Below are 21,479 nucleotides of genomic sequence, written 5' to 3'. Positions count from 1 at the left end.
CACCAACGGGAGAGACGAGATGACACTGAAAACAACGCTAGTCGCGGCACTTTTGGCCGCAACGACCGCGGGCATGGGCCTGGCCGAGGGCCATGGCGGCGCGGTCAAGGTCGGGATGATCACCACCCTGTCGGGCGGCGGCGCGGGCCTCGGGATCGATGTGCGCGACGGCTTCATGCTGGCCGTGAAGCAGGCGGGCAATGACAAGCTTGAGGTGGTGATCGAGGATGACCAGCGCAAGCCGGATATCGCGGTGCAGCTGGCCGACAAGATGATCCAGTCCGAAAAGGTCGACGTGCTGACGGGCATCATCTGGTCCAACCTCGCCATGGCGGTGGTCCCGGCGGCCACGGCGCAGGGCAAGTTCTACCTGTCGCCCAATGCGGGCCCCTCGGCGCTGGCCGGGCGCGGCTGCCACCCGAATTACTTCAACGTGGCCTGGCAGAATGACAACCTGCACGAGGCGGCAGGGGCCTATGCCAACGAGGCCGGGCTAATGAACTCCTTCATCCTCGCGCCGAATTACCCGGCGGGTCAGGATGCTCTGACGGGCTACAAGCGGTTCTACGAGGGCGATCTGGCTGGTGAGATCTATACCAAGCTGGGCCAGACCGACTACGCCGCCGAGATCGCGCAAATCCGCGCCTCGGGTGCCGATAGCGTGTTCTTCTTCCTGCCGGGTGGGATGGGGATTTCCTTTCTCAAGCAATACGCGGCCTCGGGTGTGGACCTGCCGGTTGTCGGCCCCGCCTTCAGCTTTGATCAGGGCATCCTGCAGGCCGTGGGCGATGCGGCGCTTGGCGTGAAGAACACCAGCCAGTGGAACAAGGATCTGGACAACCCCGCCAATGCCGCCTTTGTCGAGAGCTTCTCTGCCGAGTATGGCCGCCTGCCCTCGCTCTATGCGAGCCAGGGGTTTGACACGGCGAACCTGCTCCTGAGCGCGATGGCCAAGGCCGATGTAGCAGATGCGGATGCCTTCCGCGCGGCCCTGAAAGAGGCCGACTTCGCCTCCACCCGAGGCGATTTCGCCTTTGGCCCGAACCACCACCCGATCCAGGACATCTATATCCGCGAGGTCATTCAGGAGGGCGATGTCTTCACCAACAAGACCCTCGGCGCGGCCCTGACGGACCATGCGGATGCCTACGCGGCCGAGTGCAAGATGTGATCGGCGGCCCGGCCTGCGGGCCGGGTGCCCAATCGGGGTGGCCTAGACGGTGAGTGCGGTTCTGCTGATCGAGCAAGTGCTGAACGGCGTGCAATTCGGGATCATGCTGTTCCTGATGGCCGCCGGTCTGACGCTGATCTTCGGGGTCATGGGTCTGATCAATCTGGCCCATGGCTCGCTCTATATGGTGGGCGCGTTCGCAGCGGCGGCGGTAGCCGGGGCGACGGGGTCGTTCCTGCTGGGCCTCGCGGCAGCCCTTGCGGCGGCGGCAGCGGCAGGCGCGCTGATCGAGGTGACGGTAATCCGCAGGCTCTATGATCGCGACCATCTGGATCAGGTGCTGGCGACCTTCGCGCTGATCCTGATCTTTTCCGAGGGCACGCGCTGGATCTTCGGGTCCTTCCCGCTCTTTCTCGATGTCCCCGCCGCGCTGGCGGGGCCGGTCACCCTGCCCGGCGGGATCCAATACCCGGCTTACCGGCTGGCGATTATCGGTGTCGGGCTCGCCGTGGCGGTGGGGCTCTTCTGGTTGATCGGGCGGACGCGGATCGGCGTGCAGATCCGCGCGGGCGAGGCAGATCGCGAGATGATCGGCGCGCTCGGCGTGGACATCAACCGGCTCTATACGCTGGTCTTTGCCCTGGGCGCAGCCCTTGCCGGGCTTGCAGGCGCGCTGGTCGGCGCGATCCAGTCGGTGCAGGTCGGCATGGGAGAACCCGTGCTGATCCTCGCCTTCGTGGTGATCGTGATCGGTGGCATCGGCTCGATCAAGGGCGCGCTTGTGGGCGCGATCCTGCTGGGGCTGACGGACACGCTGGGCCGGACCCTACTGCCGGTGCTGCTGGGCACGGTGATGGAGCCTTCGGCCGCCACGAGTGTCGGCTCGGCCATCGCCTCCATGGCGATCTACATCTTGATGGCCTGCGTGTTGGTCCTGCGGCCCACGGGCCTCTACGGGCGGGCCTGAGATGACACGCGAGGGGATGCTGAACGCCGCCATCGCGGCGGGCCTGCTGGCGGTGCCGCTCTGGGCGCTTTGGGCCGATGAGCCCTTCACGATCACGCTGGCCACCCGGGTAGCCATCCTCGCGCTGGCGGGTGTGGGGCTGAACCTCGCGCTGGGGCTTGGCGGGCTGGTGAGCCTCGGACATGCGCTGTTCTTCGGGATCGGCGGCTACGCCATGGGCATTCTCGCCCATCACGCCCAGACCTATACCCCCCTGATGGAGGTGCCGTTCCTGATCGAGGGGACGAAATCCATGCCGGTGATCTGGCTGGTGGCCATGGTGACGAGCGCGCTCGCCGCTCTCGCCGTCGGAGCCCTGTCCCTGCGCACCTCGGGCGTCTATTTCATCATGATCACGCTCGCCTTCGGTCAGATGTTCTACTACTTCGCGATCTCCTGGCCGGCCTATGGCGGCGAGGACGGGCTGTCGATCTATGTGCGCAACGGGTTTCCCGGGCTGAACACGCTCGACCCGATCCAGTTCTTCGGGATCTGCTATGGGCTTTTGCTGTTGGCACTGTTCGTGAGCGCGCGGATCGCCGCCTCGCCCTTCGGGCTCGCCCTCAGCACCGCGCGCCAGAGCCCTGCAAGGGCCGAGACGCTGGGCTTTTCACCCTTCCGCCTGCGCTTGATCGCCTTCGTGATCTCGGGCGCGATCACCGGGCTCGCAGGGGCGCTCTTTGCCGATCTCAACCGCTTTGTCAGCCCGACCATGTTCAGTTGGCACACCTCGGGCGAGATCATGGTCTTCGTGATCCTCGGCGGGGTCGCGCGGCTGTTCGGGCCGGTGGCCGGTGCCGCGCTCTTCATCCTGCTCGAGCATTGGCTGGGCGGGCTCAGCGACTATTGGCACATCTATCTCGGCGCGCTCCTGCTGGGCGTGGTTCTGTTCGCCCGGGGCGGGTTGGTGGGCACGCTGGTGCGGGGGCGTTCATGAGTGTGCTGGCACTGGATGGGATCACCAAGCGCTTCGGCGCGCTGGTGGCGAGCGACGCGGTGACCCTCGATCTGCGCCCGGGTGAGATCCACGCGTTGATCGGCCCGAATGGCGCCGGCAAGTCGACGCTGATCGCGCAGATCGCCGGAGCATTGCGCCCCGATGCCGGGCGCGTGTGGCTCGCGGGCGAGGATGTCACCGCGCTCGACACGCCCGCGCGAGCGCGGCGCGGGCTGGGCCGAACGTTTCAGATCTCCGCATTGGCCATGGAGCATACGGCGCTGGAAAACGTCCTGCTCGGCGCGCAGGGGGCGCGGGGCGGGCGGCTGTCGCTCTGGCGCCCGATCCAGCGGGATGCCGGGCTGCGCGCCGTGGCCGAAGCGGCCTTGGAGCGGGTCGGTCTGAGCGATCAGGCCGGAACCATCACGGCGACCCTCTCCCACGGGCAACGACGCCAACTCGAGGTCGCGGTGGCCCTGACCCTGTCGCCCAAGCTGTTCCTGATGGATGAGCCCATGGCCGGGCTGGGGATCGAGGGGACGGCAGCGATGACCCGTCTGCTCGACGGGTTGCGCGCCGAAGCGCCGATCCTGCTGGTGGAGCATGACATGGACGCGGTTTTTGCGCTGGCGGACCGGATCTCGGTGCTGGTGGCGGGGGCGGTGATCGCCTCGGGGACACCGGACGAGATTCGCGCCGATCCGGCGGTGCGCCTCGCCTATCTCGGGGAGGAGGACCCATGAGCGCGCCCCTCGTCGAGATGCGCGGCGTGACCGCAGGCTATGGGGCGTCTCAGGCCCTGTTCGGAGTGGACCTGACCCTGCCGGAGGGCGGCGCGCTGGCGCTGATGGGCCGCAACGGTATGGGCAAGAGCACGACGCTGAAGACGCTTTGCGGTCTCCTGCCTCCCAGCGCGGGGCAGATCCGGTTTGCCGGGGTCGAGACGGCGGGCCTGCCGGCGCATCGCATCGCACGGCTCGGGCTTGGGCTCGTGCCCGAGGGACGCCGGTGCTTCGCCCCGCTGACCGTGATCGAGAACCTGATGGCGACGGCGCGGCCGGGCCCATGGGATCTGGACCGCGTCGCGGCCCTGTTCCCGCGCCTGGCCGAACGAGGGGATCAGCGGGCGGCGTCTCTGTCCGGGGGCGAGCAACAGATGCTCGCGATCGGCCGCGCCTTGATGACCAACCCGAGGCTCTTGGTGCTGGACGAGGCGACAGAGGGGCTCGCCCCGGTGGTGCGGCAGGAAATCTGGGCGGCCGTGGCCCAGCTCCGCGCCGAGGGCGGGCTGAGCCTGATCCTTGTGGACAAGTCCTTGCGCGAGTTGCGGCAGGTGGCAGATCAGGCGGTGATCCTCGCCCGGGGCAAGACCGTCTGGGCCGGAAAGATGGCCGGGCTGGATGCGGAGAGCGCCGCGCGCTGGCTCGGGGTCTAGTTTTGGCGACAAGGTCAGGATCGCGGGGGCCAGCCCCCGCACCCCCGGGATATTTCCGGACTTAAGTCTGGCAGACGGGTCGCGCTGGCCCCCTCGGGTAGAGCACGCTGACGGGTCGGGCGAGGAGCACCGGGGGCGACGCCGCCCCGGCGTCGGAGGGGGCGGGGCCCCCTCTGGCACGCAGTGCAGAGTGATATGCGCCGCAGGCGCGCCTTTGGATCACCGCCCGAAGAGGCTCAGGCGACGGCTTTTTGCGCGTCTTTCATCACGCTGGCCAGGGTGCCATAGGTCTCGGCCCAGGCCGCTTCGACCTCGGGCGTGAAGGCATCGCCCAACCCTTTTTCGAGCGTATAGAGCAGAGCCGCCCCCACGCTGTCATAATGGGCGTCGGTCACCTTGTAGCCCTGATGGCGTGCGCCGAGTTCCTGCACGGCGGGCACGATCGCTTCCAGATTGGTCAGCCCGTTCACCGCCACCCCCAGCATCTGCATCAGCTTTTTCTTCTGGTCGGTCATCACCTCGGGAAAGAGCGCCCGGGTTTCCGGTGCGATCTCGAAGAGCCGCGCATAGAAGATATCCGCGGCCGTCTCGGCAATCGGCGCCACGCTTTTGAAGCTGGTCTGGACCAGGTTTACTTGATCAGGTGTCATGTCAGTCCCTCGGGAAGTCAGGAGATTGGGTATAGGCCAGGGCGTCTTCCGCGCCTCCGCTGGCCCAGACCATAAAGGCGAGGGCGGCCGCGACCTGCCGGTCGGTCAGGTCCGGATTGCCGCCCCGCGCGGGCATTTCCGTGAATTTCGGACCCACGAACCCCTCGGTTGCGTGGATGAAAAGCTGCGGAAAGCCCTTGGCGATCCGCGGGGCCCAGGCCTCGGTCGAGGTCACCTTGGGCGCTCCGGTATATCGGTTGCCATTGTGGCAATTCACACAGGGCCCGCCCCAGACCTCGCGGCCCAGGGCCAGCACCGGATCGTCCGGGACCGGCAGCGCCTCCAGCGCCACCAGCCCCGGCAGACCCTCTGGCGATGCCACGCCCTCAGCCCCGGCCTGCGCGCTCAGCACAAGCGTGGTGCAGGCCACCACCCAGCATCGCCAGGCGCGCATCAATCGACCGGGATCCGGATGACCACGCCACCCATCACGTCGCCGCCCTCAAAGTCGGTGCGCGGGCTGTCCTTGTGCTCGTTATGGCAGGAGGAGCAGGCCTCGGCGACGGAGATATCCGGGTAAAACGCGGTGAAATAGGTGGTCCCGCCCAGCTCTTCCTCGCCGTAGAAATTCTCGCCCGGGTTATCCGCGATATACTGCAGACCTTCCTTCTCGAGATCGGTGGTCGGCGCGTTCTGCTTGTTGATGGGCCAGAGCGACAGCAGGGAGTAGGAGAACGCGTCGGTCTCTTCGGCGACCATCTCGGCGCCAAAGCGGAACATCTGCGCCGGCAGAACCAGGGCCTTGTCATCCATGAAATGCTCGGAGGCCTTGATCACGCCTTCTTTCACCGCGAGGCGGTTCACGATCATGCGGGTATAGACCGTGCGGTCCGAGCTCATCACGAGATGCAGCAGATCCGCGACCTGCTGATACTCCATATCCTCGGCCTGAGTGGCGGGCGCCACGACCGACAGACCGGCCGCAAGCAGGGCGGCGGCTTTGAACTTGCGCATTTTGGTATACATAGAGAGTGTCCTCATTTTCTACGGGAGGTGGGGTGAACGTGGAACAGCCGGGTCATTGGTTGGAGCCTTCGTCCGGTTGATCCACGCGACGGACCGCCCAATCGACACTTTCGATCGTGCGGGAAGGTTGGCCTGCGAAATTGCTCGCCACGAGATCCGGATCCGCCAGCGCATCGATGGCAAAGCGCAAGCCATGGCAATCCATGCAGATGGGCCGGATCATTTTCTCGTTCGGTCGCAGGGTGTCGTTCTGGTTGTGGTTGGAGACTACTCCCTTGGAGGTCTCCTCCTTGGGCATATGGCAGGTCGCACAGGTTACGCCGCTGCCCGGCGGCAGATCGCCTGCAAGCTCCGCCTGCCAGAGCTGGTGATGGGGGCTGCCCTCATAGGCCATGGAATGGTCATCCGCATGGCAGCTCGTGCAGCTTTCGACCTGCGCCTTCACCACATCGACCTTGTGCGGCCCGTGGCAGGTGGTGCAGGTCAGAGCCTGCCCCATGGCATCCGCATGGAGCGGCACGCGCGCCTCGGCCGTGCTCATGAGCGGCGGCGGCGTGGCGTCGTTGAGATAGGCGTCGAGCTGGGCCAGCAGCTCCTTGTCCGCCTTCCAGCCCACGTCCTTGGTGATGTGCTTGGCATTGCGCGGCTTGCCGAGTTCCGGATGGGAGCGGGTGCCATGACGGCCCAGACGGAAGGTCTTGGCCTCTGCCTTGTGGCAGCTTGAACAGATCTCCTGGGGGTCCGGGCTCTCGACCCAATTCGCAGCAATCTCCTCGGCGGTCTCGGATTTTGGCGCGTGGCAGGAGGCGCAGCCCACATCGGCGGCCGCATGGGCAGAGCCCGCCCAGTCATGGGCGATGGCCTCGTCCTGGGGATGGGGCGCAGGAGCGGGTGGCAGCGCCGCGAGATAGGTGCGGATTGCCTCCGCATCGGGTTTGGGACGCTGCCGCGCGGCGGCAGAGGCCGCATGGACCGGATCCTCGGCAATCCAGGGGCTATCCGCATGCTTGACGAGGAAATCCTCATAGAGCGCGCGGTTGTCATGATAATTGTGGCACCCCGCCGTGGCGCAGGTGTCAAAGGTCAGATCCGCGTGGCTCGCGCGGTTGACCCGCACATCCTGCTCCCCCTCGGAGTGGCACGCCACGCAGTAATCGCCCTGAATGGTGACCATACCGGTCAGCGTCACCTCGGGCAGGTGCTCGGAATGGCAGGTCGTGCAGAACCGCCCATCCACCTTGTCCCAGAATTGCGCCATGCGCGGCGGGGTGAATTTCTTCTTCGGATGGCTGTCATCGGAGGCTTTGAGCTCATCCTTGTGACAGGTCACGCAGGTCTTGTTGATGTCCTTGCGCACCTTGGTCGTGCTCGCGAAGGGTTTCGAGGTGTGGCAGGTCTCGCAGGCAATCTCGAGCTGATGGTGCACACCGGTGGTCTGTCCCGGCAGAAAGGCCGTGCGGTCGCCGGTCACGAAGATCCGCGCGCCGGCCACCCCGGCCAAGGCAAGGGTGCCAATGATCCAGAGGGTCCAGAGGAGTTGTGTACGGGTCATCGAACGGCCTCCTCAATACGCATAGACGGTCAGGACATGGACGAGGATCAGGACCGGCAGGGGCCAGATCGCAAGGATATGCAGCCAGGTGGGCAAGGCGCGCGCCGGCTTGCGCGCGGTGCCGATCCGGCGGGCGCGCAGGGCGTGATCCCCGCCCGTGGCCATGCCCGCCACAGCCCCCATCACCAGCGTTGCGGTGAAGGCGACAAAGAGCGCGAGATTGGTGTTCGCCCCGGGCCGCAGACCGGTATGTACGACCAGCGCAATCGCGGCGAGCAGCCCGATGCCGAGATGGATCACCCGCCACCAGTCATAGGCGCCCAGACGGTCCGTGATCCGCAGCCGCTTCCGCAGCCCGACCGCCATGGCCGCCACCGCGATGCCGAACAGGGTCCAACCCGTCCACTGCTTGACGATGGGATCGCGCCAGAGCCAGTCCCGCAGGGAGGCCGCATCAAAGCTTGTCGGGTACGGCACCCGCGGCAGCAACGCGAGCGCCAGCGCCAGAAGCGCCGCTAGAGACGAGAGCGCGATCAGCGCCTTGAAGAGCCGGACCGGCTTGGGCGGCCCGCCCGCATCTGCCAGCTCCTCCAGCTGCGGCACGCAACTGCCGCAGACCGTGCCCGCCCCCGTGGCGAGGCTCAGCGCAGGCGCGTCGCCTGCCCCGGCCGCTTGGCAGGCCCGCAGACGGCCCGCCGTCACACCGGTGCAGTTGCACACGGTCGCCTCCTCGGGCAGGTCCGCGACCCCGAGATCCTCATCGGGCCAAAGCTGACCCGTGGTGCGAAAGCGCCAGACTTGCCATGGATGGACCGGCATCTCGCTCTGCACCGCGTTCTGAACCCGGCTCGACTGGTCCCAGCCACCCACGGCCATGGCCCCTTTGAGCTTGCCGCGCGCGAGAAAGATCCGCCGGTATCCCTCCGGTCCGCGCCAGACATGGCTGCGCACATCCGGGCGCGCATCGAGCTGCTCGACCTCGCCTGCCGAGAACACTTCGGCCCCGATCACCTTGAGCTTGGTGGCCGGAGCCGTGCCCGAATAGCTGGCCGTCCCGCCGCTCAGGACGGCGGCGGCCACATCCGCCTGGGCATAGCCCGGCCCCACGAGGCCATAGACCTGCCCACGATGCTCGGCGCATTCGCCAATGGCATAGATGTCGGGATCCGCAGTCTGCATCGCATCATTGACGATGACGCCGCGCCCGACCGGCAGCCCCGCCGCCAGCGCGATCTGGGTATTGGCACGCACCCCGGTGCAGATGATTACCGTATCGGCCTCGATCTCGGTCCCGTTGGCCAGCGCGAGCCCCGTGACCTTGCCATTCTCGCCCGCGATGGATTTCACCGCCACTCCGGTGAAGACCTTGACGCCCAGCGCCTCGATGCTCTGGGCCAGAAGCGCGCCCGCCTCGGCATCGAGCTGGCGCGGCATCACCCGGCCCTCATGCTCGATCACGGTCACCTCGGCCTGCCGCTGGCGCATTCCGCGCGCGGCCTCGAGCCCGAGCAATCCGCCCCCGATGACCACCACCTTGCGCGCCGAAAAGCTGCGCGCCAGTAGGGCCGAGGCATCTGCCGCCGTCCGGAAGGTATAGACCCCGGTCAGATCCGCGCCGGGGATCGAGGGCACGAAGGCGCGCGACCCGGTGGCCAGCACCAGCTTGTCATAGGGCCAGACCCCGCCATCGGCAGTGCGGACCTGGCGCGCGTCGCGATCGATGGCCGTCACCGGCAGGCCCGTCAGGCAGGTCACACCCTCGGCGCCGCCCATCTGGGGCACCTCGATCTCGCCGAACTGGACATCGCCGGCCAAAAGCGGGGTCAGACGGACACGGTTATAGGGCTGATAGGGCTCCGCCGTCAGCAGGGTGACAGGCTGACCGCGCCGGGCGATCTCGTTGGCGGCGCGGACACCGACAGGGCCACCGCCCACCACCACCACGCCGGGGGGGGCAGGTTCAGAAACGGGGTCGCTCAAAAATCCGGGGTCGGACAAGGACAATGGGGAAATCCTCATGCAGCAGGAGAACCATCCTCACCGCGCAAACGGTGGGCGTGTGGCGCATCATTGCTGCCAGTCGAAACGGAACGTCCTTGCTCCGCATTGAGAGACGACTGTGTCTCGGGGTTGCCTCTGGCGTAGCATGGCTGCGCGGCGTTCAACCAAGGGATTAGCGGCACTGCGGCAGAATGCCGGGACGATGACCGCGAAATGACCGCTCTCTCCACGGGGCGCGCCCAAATTGAGCGCTGACGGCGTTTTGCCCGTGATTTCGGCCGATTCCGGGCCGGTTTTCGAGCATTTGCCCGAAATTCGGCAGGATCCGCCTCGCAAATCGCAATTTTTGCTGCTGCAGAAACCGGCAAACCCGGATCAGCCGTTTTCAGGCTGCCCCATTTGCCACCATCTGCGACCGCCTGCCCCGGGGGGATGGCGCAGTCTCTTGCAATACCGCACCCATGGGGTAGGACCGAAAGATCCCTGCACAGGTCGAGAATCCCCCATGTCCATTACCGCCAGCATCTATCATTTGACCCATTACCAGTATGACCGTCCGGTCACGCTTGGCCCGCAGATCATCCGCCTGCGCCCGGCACCGCACAGCCGGACCCGGGTGATCTCCCATGCGCTCAAGGTGTCGCCCGGCGGGCATTTCGTGAACCACCAGCAGGACCCCTATGGCAACTGGCTGGCGCGCTTCGTCTTTCCCGAGCCCGTGCGCGAGTTCAAGATCGAGGTCGATCTGGTCGCGGATATGAGTGTCTACAACCCGTTCGATTTCTTCGTCGAGGAAACCGCCGAGACATGGCCCTTTGACTATCCCGAGGATCTGGCGCCGGATCTGGTGATCTACAAGACGCCCGAACCGGTCGGACCGAAGCTGCGCGCCTATCTCGACGCCTTGCCGCGCGAGACCGAGCGGACCGTGGACTTCCTCGTGGGGCTGAACGCCAAGATCGCCAGCGATATCGGCTATGTCATCCGGATGGAGCCGGGGGTGCAGACCCCCGAAGAGACCCTGACCAGCGTCAAGGGCTCCTGCCGGGACAGCTCGTGGTTGCTGATCCAGATCCTGCGCAACCTCGGATTTGCGGCGCGGTTCTGCTCGGGCTACCTGATCCAGTTGAAACCGGACCTCAAGGCGCTGGACGGCCCCTCGGGCACGGATCACGACTTCACCGACCTGCATGCCTGGGCCGAGGTCTATCTGCCCGGGGCGGGCTGGATCGGGCTCGATCCCACAAGCGGGCTGCTGGCAGGCGAGAGCCATATTCCACTGGCGGCCACGCCGCATTATCGCAACGCCGCGCCCATTGCGGGCATGGCGAGCGCTGCGGATGTCACCTTCAATTTCGACATGCAGGTGACCCGCACCGCCGAGCATCCGCGTATCACCAAGCCGTTCTCCGATCAGGCCTGGGACGCGCTCAACGCGCTGGGGCACAAGGTCGATGAGAAACTGGCCGAGGGCGATGTGCGCCTGACCATGGGCGGCGAGCCGACCTTCGTGTCGATCGACGACTTCGAGAGCGCCGAGTGGAACACCGCCGCCGTGGGTCCCACCAAGCGCGCCCTGGCGGACGAGTTGATCCGCAAGCTGCGCGACCGGTTCGCGCCCGGGGGGTTCCTGCATTACGGCCAAGGCAAGTGGTATCCCGGCGAGACCTTGCCGCGCTGGACCTTCTCGCTCTACTGGCGGGGCGATGGCAAACCGCTCTGGTCGAACTCGGACCTGATCGCGCGCGAGGAGAGCGACGCGACCCCGGGTGCCGAGGACGCCGAAGCGCTGCTTGGCGCGATTGCCGCCGCCCTCGAGGTGCCCGAAGAGAACGTCACCCCGGCCTTCGAGGACCCAGCCGAATGGCTCGTGCGCGAAGCCAGGCTGCCGGAGAATGTCACGCCCGAGAATTCCAAGCTGAAAGACCCGGAGGAACGGCACCGCATCGCCCGGGTGTTCGAGCGCGGATTGACCACACCCTCGGGCTATGTCCTGCCCGTACAGCGCTGGCAGGCGAAATCCGGCGCGGGCTGGCATTCGGAGCGCTGGAGCCTGCGGCGTGGCCGGCTGTTCCTGACCCCCGGGGACAGCCCCGTGGGTTACCGCCTGCCCTTGGGCTCCTTGCCCCATGTGTCCCCTGCGGCCTATCCCTATACCTATCCGGCGGATCCCTTTGCCGAGAAATCCCCCCTGCCCGAGCCCGACCTCGTGGCCAAGGAGGCCGAGCGCCTGCGCGACCGGCGTGAACTGGCCCCGGCCCAGACCAGCGTCGCCGAAGCGGGGGAAGCCCAGACCGGGCAATACCTGACCGAGCTGGGCGGCCCGGTCCGCACCGCGATCAGCGTCGAGCCGCGCGATGGCAAGCTCTGCGTCTTCCTGCCCCCGGTCGAAAGCGCGGCGGACTACCTCGAACTTCTGGCCGCGACCGAGGCGGCGGCCACGGCGCTGGAGCAGCCGGTCCATATCGAGGGCTACGCGCCCCCGGGCGATGACCGGCTCAATGTGATCCGCGTGGCCCCGGACCCGGGCGTGATCGAGGTGAACATCCATCCGGCCCATAGCTGGGACGATTGCGTGGCGATCACCGAAGCCGTCTATGAAGAGGCGCGGCAATCCCGGCTCGGCGCGGACAAGTTCATGGTGGACGGACGTCACACCGGTACCGGCGGCGGCAACCACGTGGTGGTGGGCGGCGCCTCGACCGAGGACAGCCCCTTCCTGCGGCGGCCCGATCTGCTGAAATCGCTGATCCTGCAATGGAACCGGCATCCGAGCCTGAGCTATCTCTTCTCGGGCGTGTTTGTCGGCCCGACCTCGCAAGCCCCGCGCATCGACGAGGCCCGCCATGACGGGCTCTATGAGCTTGAGATCGCGCTGGCCAACATCCCCGATCCCAGCGCCGGGCAGGCCCCGCCCCCGTGGCTGGTGGACCGGCTGCTGCGCAACGCCCTGATCGACGTGACCGGCAACACCCACCGCTCGGAGATCTGCATCGACAAGCTCTACTCGCCGGACGGGCCCACGGGCCGTCTCGGGCTGGTGGAGTTCCGCGGCTTCGAGATGCCGCCCAACCCGCGCATGTCGCTGGCCCAGCAGGTGCTGATCCGCGCCCTGATCGCGCGGTTCTGGGACGCGCCGCTGTCGGGCAACCTGACGCGCTGGGGCACACAGCTCCATGATCGGTTCATGCTGCCCCATTTCCTGTGGGAGGACTTCACCGAGGTCTGCCGCGATCTGGCCGCCCACGGCCTGCCCGTCGATCCCGAATGGTTCAGGGCGCAGTCCGAGTTCCGCTTCCCGTTCTGCGGCGAGGTCACCTATGAGGGCATGGCGCTGGAGCTGCGTCAGGCGCTGGAGCCGTGGCATGTGCTGGGCGAGACCGGCGCGATCGGCGGGACCGTGCGCTACACCGACAGCTCGGTGGAGCGGATGCAGGTCAAGCTGAGCGGGGCGGATCCCAACCGCTATGTGGTGACCGCAAACGGGCGGCGGGTGCCCCTGCGCCCCACCGCCTCGCCCGAGGAAGCGGTGGCGGGCGTGCGGTTCAAGGCGTGGCAACCTGCCGAGTCCCTGCACCCGACCCTGCCTGTGCAGGCGCCCCTGACCTTCGACATCTTCGATACCTGGACCGGGCGCGCCCTGGGCGGGTGCCGGTACCACGTGGCCCATCCGGGCGGGCGCAACTACGACACCTTCCCGGTCAATGGCAACGAGGCCGAGGCGCGCCGCCTTGCCCGGTTCGAGGCCCATGGCCATAATGCCGGGACCAACGCCCCGATTGCGGAGACCCCGCACCCGGAATTCCCGATGACCCTGGATTTGAGACGGCCCCCGAATGTCTGACCCCCTGGCCGCGCCTGCGGACGATCCGATCGAGACGCAGGCGCTGCTGTCGGGATATACCCCTCAGCCCGGCGTCGCCGACGAGCTCTATGACAGCGCGGGCGAGATCCGCCCGGTCTGGCGCGCCTTCGTCCGCCATCTGGCGCGCCTGGACGAGAGCGGCATCGCCAACCGGTTCAATCGCGGCGAGCAATACCTGCGCGACGCGGGCGTCTTCTATCGCAAGTACGGGGCCGAGGCCGCGAGCGAGCGGGACTGGCCCCTGAGCCATATTCCCGTCCTGCTCAGCCAGGAGGAATGGACCCGGATCGCCTCCGGCCTGATCGAGCGTGCGGACCTGCTGGAGCGCGTGGTCGCGGATCTCTATGGCGAGAACCGTCTGCTCGCCGAGGGGCATCTGCCCGCCGAGCTGATCGCCCAGAACCCGGCCTGGTTGCGTCCGCTGGTCGGGGTCACGCCCTCCTCGGGGCACTTCCTGAACTTCATCGCCTTCGAGGTCGGGCGCGCGCCCTCGGGGCAATGGTGGGTGCTGGGGGATCGCACGGATGCGCCATCCGGCGCAGGCTTCGCGCTGGAAAACCGGATCGCCACCAGCCGGATCTTTCCGAATTTCTATGCCAAGGCGAATGTCCACCGCCTCGCCGGGTTCTTTCAGGCTTTTCGCGAAGGGCTGGTCGGCCATCGCCGGGACCGGGACGAGCCCATCGCCCTGCTGACGCCCGGGCAGATGAACGACGTCTATTTCGAGCATGCCTATCTCGCCCGCTATCTCGGGATGCTGCTGGTGGAGGGCGAGGACCTGACCGTGGATCAGGGCCGTCTCAAGGTCCGTTCCGTGGACGGGTTGCGGCCCATCTCGGTTCTATGGCGCAGGCTGGATGCCGAGTTTTGCGACCCGCTGGAGCTGAACGAGAGCTCGACACTGGGCACACCCGGCCTTGTGGATGTGGTCCGGCGCGGCGAGGTGGCGAGCGTCAATGCGCTCGGTGCTGGGGTGCTGGAGACCCGGGCGATGCTGGCCTTTTTGCCAAAGATCTCGCGCGCGCTCACCGGCGGGCCGCTGGCGCTGCCCAACATCGCCACATGGTGGTGCGGGCAGGAGGCCGAGCGCGCCCATGTTCTGGCCAACCGCGACCGGATGATGATCAGTTCGGCCTATGCCACGCGCCTGCCCTATGACGATCCGGGCGGCACCAGCGTCCCCGAAGACCTGCGCAGCGAGGGCGGTGACCGGGTTGCGGAACTTCTACAGACCAAGGGTCGCGACCTTGTGGGCCAGGAAATCGTCACCCTCTCGACCACGCCGGTCTGGGACGAGGGCCGCCTCGCACCGCGGCCGATGTCCCTGCGCGTCTTCCTCGCGCGCACGCCGACGGGCTGGCGGGTCATGCCCGGCGGCTACGCAAGGGTGGCCGCCCAGAACAACGCCTCGGCCATCGCGATGCAAGCGGGTGGCGCGGTCTCGGATGTCTGGATCGTCAGCGACGGTCCGGTCCCGAAACCAACCATGATCGCCACGCCCACTCCCGGCGTCAGCGGAGACGGGCACGCGGCCTCCCTGCCGAGCCGGGCAGCGGACAACCTCTACTGGCTGGGGCGCTACGTGGAGCGGGCCGAGGGCGCCATGCGCGCCTATCGTGCGTTTTTCGGGCTGCTCTCTGCCGGGGTCGTGGCCGAAGCCGAGTTGCCGACCTTCATCCTGTCGGATCTGCTCCGGGCGCGCAGCGCGGATCCAAAGGTGCTCGCCGCGCAGTTTCAGGAGCCGCTCGAAGCCGCGCTGGCCTGCGGTGCCCGGATCCGCGACCGGATCTCGGTAGACGGCCTGCTGGCACTGAAAGATGTCTCGAAAGCGGTGCAGAAACTCATCGAGGCGCCGATCCCCATCGAAGAGGCCGCCCCGGCCACGGGGATCCTGCTGCGCAAGCTGACCGGGTTTTCAGGTCTGGTGCATGAGAACATGTACCGCTCCACGGGCTGGCGGTTCATGAGCGCGGGCATGTCGATCGAACGGGCCAGCGCCATGTGCACGACGCTCGCCCGGATCGGCGATCCGGATGCGCCCGAGGGGGCGCTCGATCTCGCGCTCGAGCTGGGCGACAGCGTCATGGCCCATCGAGGACGTTTCATGAAACCCGCCACGCCCGAGAGCCTGACCCAGATCCTCGCCCTGGACAGCCTGAACCCGCGCTCGGTCCTGTATCATCTGGAACGGTTGAAACATCACATCGACGCCCTGCCCCGGACTCGGCAGGACGACACCCTGTCGCCCGTAGCGCGCTGCATGTTGCAGGCCCATACGGATCTCGCGGTGCAAAGCGCCGAGAGCCTCGACCCTGCGAGGCTGCGGGCCTTGCGGGCCCAGATCTGGACGCTCTCGGACCTTCTGTCCGAGACCTATATGCGCTGAGGGAACGGGATGCTCTATGACATCCGGCTGGAGCTCAGCCACAGCTATTCCGGGCGTGCCAGCGGGGCGCGGCACCTGACGCGGGTCGTGCCTGCGAACCTGCCCGGGCGACAGGTCGTGCGCACCAGCCTGCTGAGCTGCGCGCCGCTGGCCGATACGCGCCACGGGTTTCGCGACTTCTTCGGCAATGAGGCGACCGTGTTCTACCATGACCGGCCCCATGACGAGATGATCGTGACCATGCAGGCGCGTGTGCAATGCGACGCGCCCGAGGCCAAGCTGGACATGTCCCCCGACCGCGCTCGGCTGGCGCGCGAGATTGCCCAGGTCCCGGCCCTCGGACCCGCCGCGCCGCATCACTTTCTCGGCCCTTCGCCGCGGGTGCCCCTGCGCTCGGAGATCGCCCAATTCGCCCGCGAGATCGTGGCCGAAACCCGGGGCGGGGCGCTGCCGCAGATGCGGGCGCTCGGGCGGGCACTGCACCGTCAGATGAAGTTCGACGCCACCGCCACCACTGTCGAGACCCCGATGATCGAGGCCTTTGAGAAACGTCACGGGGTCTGTCAGGATTTCAGCCATATCCTGATCGCGGCCCTGCGCAGCCTCGGGATCCCGGCGCGCTATGTCTCGGGCTTCCTGCGCACCCTGCCGCCGCCGGGCAAACCGCGCCTGGAGGGGGCGGATGCCATGCATGCCTGGGTCAGCGCGTGGTGCGGCACGGATATGGGGTGGATCGAGTACGATCCGACCAATGACCTGTCCATCGAGACCGATCACGTGGTGGTGGCCTATGGCCGGGACTACTCGGATGTCTCGCCGATCAAGGGCGTGCTGCGCACGGCGGCAGTGGGTACGAGCGCGCAGGGTGTGGACATGATCCCGGTGGAAAACGCCGCCTGAGCAGGTCGCGGAAGCTAGGTCGGACTGGCACGGATCCGGCAGGTCGGGGAAAGCTCAGTCGATCAGGCCGACCAAGGAGGCTCGGGCGGACAGGGACAGTCCGGGCGGAGAGGGCTCATGCAGGGGGGCGCGGCGACCCGGGCAGAGCGAAACAGCTCAGCCCTGAAGCGGAAGCTCCCGGTCATCGGAGCCGTTGCGCCAGAGGCAGAAGGCTGCCACTGCGAAGCCACCGCCGAGACAGGCCGCGCCCGTTCCGGCATAGATCAGCAGGGCAACGAAAAGCGGGGCGCCGAGGACAAGGGACATGCCTGCGCTCAGAACGCCGAAAACCGTTCCTATGAGCGCGTAGATCATGCAGTCCTCCATCGGGTTGGTACAGATGAAGGGTAGCTTAGCGAATCTTACCAGAGTCTTAACGAAGGTTTACGGAAGGCACCTCGGGACCGCCGAAACGCCTTCAATTGTTCTGATCCGTCAGTCGACCCATTCCCATGGCCGGGTGAAGTTGCCCAGCGTATGGCCCAGCGCCTCGGCATCCACGTCACCGGTCTTGCGCAGCCGCGCGACCAGACCGCGTTTCTTGTCCTCGACCACCTCGGCCACCTCGGCGGCATGGCCCGCCTCGCTCAGGGCCTTGTCATAGACCAGACGGATGGCGCGCTTGCGCAGATCGGGCTTGAACACCTTGCCCACCGCGGTCTTGGGCAACTCCTCCAGAACCTCGATCCGCTTGGGATGGGCGGCACGCTCGGTCACGATCCCGGCGGCATGGGCCATAAGCTCCTCCGAGGTCGCCTCGGCTCCGCCCACCAGTTCCACATAGGCCACGGGCAACTCGCCCGCGTAGGAATCCGGCTGGCCGATCGCCCCGGCCATGGCCACGGCCGGATGCGCCATCAGCGCCTCTTCGATCACCGCGGGATCGATATTGTGGCCCGACCGGATGATCAGGTCCTTCGCCCGCCCGGTGATCCAGAGATAGCCCTCGTCATCGATCCGGCCCAGATCCCCTGTCCGCAGGTAGACCTTATCTGCATAGAGCCCGAGATTCTTGCCTGCCTCCGTATAGGTCGAGCCGTCATTGACGCCCGGATTGGCGATGCAGATCTCGCCCACCTCATCGGTGCTGCATTCATAGGTGATGCTGCCATCCTCCTCGCAATGGAGGATCCGCACATCCGTATGGGGCAGCGGAATGCCCACGGAGCCAACCTTCTGCACGCCATCGATCGGGTTGCAGGAGACAAGGCAGGTCGCCTCGGTCAGCCCGTAGCCCTCGGCAATGTTCACGCCCGTGGCTTTCTGGAACCTTGTATAAAGCTCCAGCGGCAGCGGCGCCGAGCCCGAGATCGCGATCCGCAGGGACGAGACATTCGCATCCACCGGGCGCTGCATCAGCGCCGAGAGCGCCGTGGGCACGGTGATCATGAAGGTCACGTCCCAACGCTCGATCAGCTTCCAGAAATTGTCGAACACACCCTCGCCGCGATAGCCCTGGGGCGTGGGGAAGACCACATGGCCGCCCGAGGTGAGCACGGACATCAGAACCGGATAGCAGGCAAAGACGTGAAACAGCGGCAGCGGGCAGATCAGCGTGTCGTCATGGGTAAAGAGCAGCTCGGAGCCGAGCCAGCCATTATAGAGCATCCCCGAATAGGTGTGCTGCGCCACCTTCGGCATGCCGGTGGTGCCACCGGTGTGGAAATAGGCCGCCACCCGGTCCTCGAAACTGTCCGGGAAGGTCAGACCATCAGCGGGCTGGCGGGCGATCTCGGTGTTGAAGTTCAGCACCGTCGCCCGGTGCGAGACCGGGTTCTTGGGCCGGAGCAGCCCGGCGATCCAGCTCTTGGGCGGGCTGAGATAGCGCAAGAGATCGATCTCGAGCACATGGGTCACGCCCGGCGCCATGGCGACGGCCTCGGCGGTCTTCTGGGCGACATCGGTCTTGAGGAAGGATTTCAGGGTCACGACGACCTTGGCCTTGGTCTCGTTCAGGATGGCCCCAATCTGCTCGGCTTCGAGCAGGGGATTGATCGGATTGACCACCCCGGCCACGGATCCGCCGAGATAGGCCCAGACCGTCTCGGAGGTGTTGGGCAGCACATAGGCGACCACGTCATTCTCACCCACGCCCAGCGCGCGGAACAGGTTCGCCGCCTGGGTCGCCTTGCCGTGCAGCTCGCGCCAGGTCAGGGTTTCGCCCGCATCCTTGGGGTCCGAGGTGAGCGTGAAGGTCACCGCCTTGCGGTCGCCATGGGCGTTCTTGGTCTTGGTCAGCAGCTCATAGATGGTCTGCGCGGGCTGCGCGGTGTCCCACGGATGTGCGGCCTCCAGATCGGCCTTGTCTGCAAGCGTCGAAATGGAAACTCCCATCGCGCCTTCCCCCCTGTTTTTCCCTGTCAGCCTGTTTTCTGCCCGCAACCGGGCGCTGATCCGGGATCCAGAGATACGCAAATGACAGAGTGACGCAACCCACCGCGCAACTTGGCAACGTTACGTCGAACCGCGCGCGCCGCGACGTCAACGGGCCCAATGGGCCGGAAACGGGGGCTATTCCGCGGCGAGCCCGGCCGTGAATTGCAGCCGCGCGAGCCGGGCATAGAGCCCGCCCTGCGCCACCAGCGCGTCATGGGTGCCCTCGGCCACGATCCGGCCCTCTTCGAAGACGAGGATACGGTCGGCCTTCTTCACCGTGGCCAGACGGTGGGCCACGATCAGGGTCGTGCGGCCTTCGGACAGCTGTTCCACCGCGCGCTGGACGGCCAGTTCGGATTCAGCGTCGAGCGCTGAAGTCGCCTCATCGAGCAGCAGCACCGGCGCATCCCGCAGGATCGCCCGGGCCAGCGCGATGCGCTGTTTCTGCCCACCCGACAGCATCACGCCGCGCTCGCCCACATAGCTGTCATAGCCTTCGGGCAGTCGGGTCAGGAACTCATCCGCCGCAGCGGCCTTGGCAGCGGCCTCCACCTCGGCGTCGCTGGCCCCGGGACGGCCAAAGCGGATATTGTCCCGCGCGCTGGCGGCAAAGATCACCGCATCCTGCGGCACGAAGGCCATCTTGCGACGGAAGGCGTCCCGCTCGGTCTCGCGCAGGTCGATCCCGTCAAGCTTCACCGTGCCTTCGGACGGATCGAAGAAGCGCAGCAGCAGTTGCAGGATCGTCGATTTGCCCGCGCCAGAGGGGCCCACGAGGGCCACGGTCTCGCCCGGTTGGATATCGATGTCGATCCCGTCAAGCACGGGCGTATCCGGCCGGGCCGGGTATCTGAAGCTCACCCCTTCGAACTGGATATGGCCGACGCATTCGCTGGGCAGCGGCTTGGGATCGGCGGGGTCCTCGACACTGTCCTTCATGGTCAAGAGCTCGACCAGACGCTCGGTCGCGCCTGCCGCGCGCTGCAGCTCGCTCCAGATCTCGGAGAGCGCACCGACCGAGCCCGCCACCATCACCGCATAGATCACGAATTGCACCAGACCCCCGGGCGTCATCAGCTCGTCGCGCACGTCCCGCGCGCCCATCCAGAGCACGCCGACAATGCCGGTGAAGATCAGGAAGATCACGATTACTGTCATCAGCGAGCGCACACCGATGCGGCGCTTGGCACTGTCGAAGGACGCCTCGGTCATCCGGTCGAACTCGGCGCGGCTCTCCTGCACATGAGTGAAGGCCTGCACGGTCTGCACCGACAAAAGCGCCTCGGAGGCATTGCCCGAGCTCGCCGCGATCCAGTCCTGGTTCGCGCGGCTCAGCTTGCGCAGCTTGCGGCCCAGCACGACGATGGGGACCAGCACCATGGGCACCAGCAACAGCACCAGCATCGTCAGCTTGCTGGAGGTCAGCAGCATCAGCACCATGCCCCCGAGCAGGATCAGGAAGTTCCGCAGCGCCACCGACACGGACGATGAGATTACCGACAGGATCAGCGTGGTGTCCGTGGTCAGACGGCTGAGCACTTCGCCGGTCATGACCTTCTCGAAAAAGGCCGGGCTCATCCCGAGGGTGCGGTCGAAGACAGCCTTGCGAATATCGGCCACCACACGCTCGCCCAGCCGGGTCACGAGGTAGTAGCGCAGGCCGGTGCCGATCGCGAGCAGGGCCGCCACGGCGATGGCCGCGCCGAAATACTGATCGAGGAGTGCCGTGTCCCGCGCATCGAACCCATCGACCACGCGACGCACCGCCATGGGCAGCAGCAGCGACAGAAACGCCGTCAGCACCAACGCCACGCCCGCCGCCGTCAACAGGCTGCGATAGGGCATGATGAAGGGAAACAGCGTCTTCAGCGCACTGATATTCTTGGATTTCGCGCGCTCTTCGGAAGCGGTATTGGGCGCGCTCGGCGCGGGTTGTCTGGCCATCGGCGGCAGCTCTCACACTGTGCGGAGCACGTGCGCGGCCCCACGCCCCGCTGCATGTCCCCCGAAGGTCACTCAAACGACAGCCTGCCCGAGGGGCGGATCCGCCGCACCGGCAGATCGGGGCTCCTGTCCCGGCTCCGCCAGCAGTCTCAGGTCTCGGCCGTGTGGCTGCCTCCGCTCAGAGACGGCCC

Annotated in this window: 16 protein-coding genes; 8 read left to right on the top strand and 8 right to left on the bottom strand. The window is 66.8% G+C overall.

Annotated elements, in window-relative coordinates; genetic code table 11:
* Positions 1-19 precede the first annotated feature (19 nt).
* From ACP150_RS06920 to ACP150_RS06900, 5 genes are read left to right on the top strand one after another with little or no spacing between them, the layout of a single operon-like run.
* Positions 20-1,171 carry an ABC transporter substrate-binding protein gene (locus ACP150_RS06920; RefSeq protein WP_424965836.1) on the top strand — a complete coding sequence of 384 codons (1,152 nt, stop codon included), beginning with the start codon at positions 20-22 and terminating at the stop codon, positions 1,169-1,171.
* Positions 1,172-1,220: 49 nt separating this feature from the next.
* Positions 1,221-2,138, top strand: coding sequence for a branched-chain amino acid ABC transporter permease (locus ACP150_RS06915; RefSeq protein WP_424965835.1), 918 nt, complete (start codon positions 1,221-1,223; stop codon positions 2,136-2,138).
* A 1-nt stretch (position 2,139) separates the two neighbouring features.
* Positions 2,140-3,114 carry a branched-chain amino acid ABC transporter permease gene (locus ACP150_RS06910; RefSeq protein ID WP_424965834.1) on the top strand — a complete coding sequence of 325 codons (975 nt, stop codon included), beginning with the start codon at positions 2,140-2,142 and terminating at the stop codon, positions 3,112-3,114.
* Entirely contained in the window at positions 3,111-3,857 is a 747-nt protein-coding gene (locus ACP150_RS06905) for an ABC transporter ATP-binding protein (protein WP_424965833.1), read from the top strand. Before ACP150_RS06910 ends, ACP150_RS06905 begins: the two co-directional genes overlap by 4 nt.
* On the top strand, positions 3,854-4,549 hold the full coding sequence (locus tag ACP150_RS06900; protein WP_424965832.1) for an ABC transporter ATP-binding protein: 696 nt from the start codon (positions 3,854-3,856) through the stop codon (positions 4,547-4,549). Before ACP150_RS06905 ends, ACP150_RS06900 begins: the two co-directional genes overlap by 4 nt.
* A gap of 236 nt (positions 4,550-4,785) precedes the next feature.
* On the opposite strand, the gene ACP150_RS06895 is transcribed toward ACP150_RS06900, so the two are convergent.
* From ACP150_RS06895 to ACP150_RS06875, 5 genes are read right to left on the bottom strand one after another with little or no spacing between them, the layout of a single operon-like run.
* The gene (locus ACP150_RS06895; protein ID WP_424965831.1) at positions 4,786-5,199 is read right to left on the bottom strand and encodes a globin family protein; all 414 of its coding nucleotides are present in this window, start codon (positions 5,197-5,199) and stop codon (positions 4,786-4,788) included.
* A gap of 1 nt (position 5,200) precedes the next feature.
* Positions 5,201-5,653 (bottom strand): c-type cytochrome, encoded by a 453-nt coding sequence (locus ACP150_RS06890; RefSeq protein WP_424965830.1) that lies wholly within the window; start codon positions 5,651-5,653, stop codon positions 5,201-5,203.
* Entirely contained in the window at positions 5,653-6,225 is a 573-nt protein-coding gene (locus ACP150_RS06885) for a Tll0287-like domain-containing protein (RefSeq protein ID WP_424965829.1), read from the bottom strand. The genes ACP150_RS06890 and ACP150_RS06885 overlap by 1 nt, the downstream gene beginning before the upstream one ends.
* Positions 6,226-6,277: 52 nt before the next feature.
* The gene (locus ACP150_RS06880; RefSeq protein WP_424965827.1) at positions 6,278-7,777 is read right to left on the bottom strand and encodes a cytochrome c3 family protein; all 1,500 of its coding nucleotides are present in this window, start codon (positions 7,775-7,777) and stop codon (positions 6,278-6,280) included.
* A 12-nt stretch (positions 7,778-7,789) separates the two neighbouring features.
* Positions 7,790-9,757: an FAD-dependent oxidoreductase gene (locus tag ACP150_RS06875; protein ID WP_424965826.1), complete on the bottom strand. Its 1,968-nt coding sequence runs from the start codon at positions 9,755-9,757 to the stop codon at positions 7,790-7,792.
* A 526-nt stretch (positions 9,758-10,283) separates the two neighbouring features.
* Here ACP150_RS06875 and ACP150_RS06870 point away from each other — a divergent pair.
* The 3 genes from ACP150_RS06870 to ACP150_RS06860 are packed head-to-tail and all read left to right on the top strand — an operon-like array spanning position 10,284 to position 16,929.
* Positions 10,284-13,622, top strand: coding sequence for a DUF2126 domain-containing protein (locus ACP150_RS06870; RefSeq protein ID WP_424965825.1), 3,339 nt, complete (start codon positions 10,284-10,286; stop codon positions 13,620-13,622).
* On the top strand, positions 13,615-16,029 hold the full coding sequence (locus ACP150_RS06865; protein ID WP_424965824.1) for a circularly permuted type 2 ATP-grasp protein: 2,415 nt from the start codon (positions 13,615-13,617) through the stop codon (positions 16,027-16,029). Before ACP150_RS06870 ends, ACP150_RS06865 begins: the two co-directional genes overlap by 8 nt.
* A 9-nt stretch (positions 16,030-16,038) precedes the next feature.
* On the top strand, positions 16,039-16,929 hold the full coding sequence (locus ACP150_RS06860) for a transglutaminase family protein (protein ID WP_424965823.1): 891 nt from the start codon (positions 16,039-16,041) through the stop codon (positions 16,927-16,929).
* A gap of 156 nt (positions 16,930-17,085) precedes the next feature.
* Here ACP150_RS06860 and ACP150_RS06855 read toward each other — a convergent pair whose 3' ends face one another.
* From ACP150_RS06855 to ACP150_RS06845, 3 genes are all read right to left on the bottom strand, one after another.
* Positions 17,086-17,283: a hypothetical protein gene (locus tag ACP150_RS06855; protein WP_424965822.1), complete on the bottom strand. Its 198-nt coding sequence runs from the start codon at positions 17,281-17,283 to the stop codon at positions 17,086-17,088.
* Between the two features lie 120 nt (positions 17,284-17,403).
* A complete protein-coding gene (locus tag ACP150_RS06850) occupies positions 17,404-19,302 on the bottom strand; it encodes an acyl-CoA synthetase (RefSeq protein ID WP_424965821.1) in 1,899 nt (632 codons plus the stop codon).
* 177 nt (positions 19,303-19,479) lie between these two features.
* Positions 19,480-21,288, bottom strand: coding sequence for an ABC transporter transmembrane domain-containing protein (locus ACP150_RS06845; RefSeq protein WP_424965820.1), 1,809 nt, complete (start codon positions 21,286-21,288; stop codon positions 19,480-19,482).
* Between the last annotated feature and the right edge of the window lie 191 nt (positions 21,289-21,479).

The organism is Dinoroseobacter sp. S375, from assembly GCF_049800775.1.
Classification (GTDB): Bacteria; Pseudomonadota; Alphaproteobacteria; order Rhodobacterales; family Rhodobacteraceae; genus Dinoroseobacter.
The sequence above is the reverse complement of the archived record's forward strand: the minus strand, read 5'-3'. Positions and strand labels throughout refer to the sequence as shown.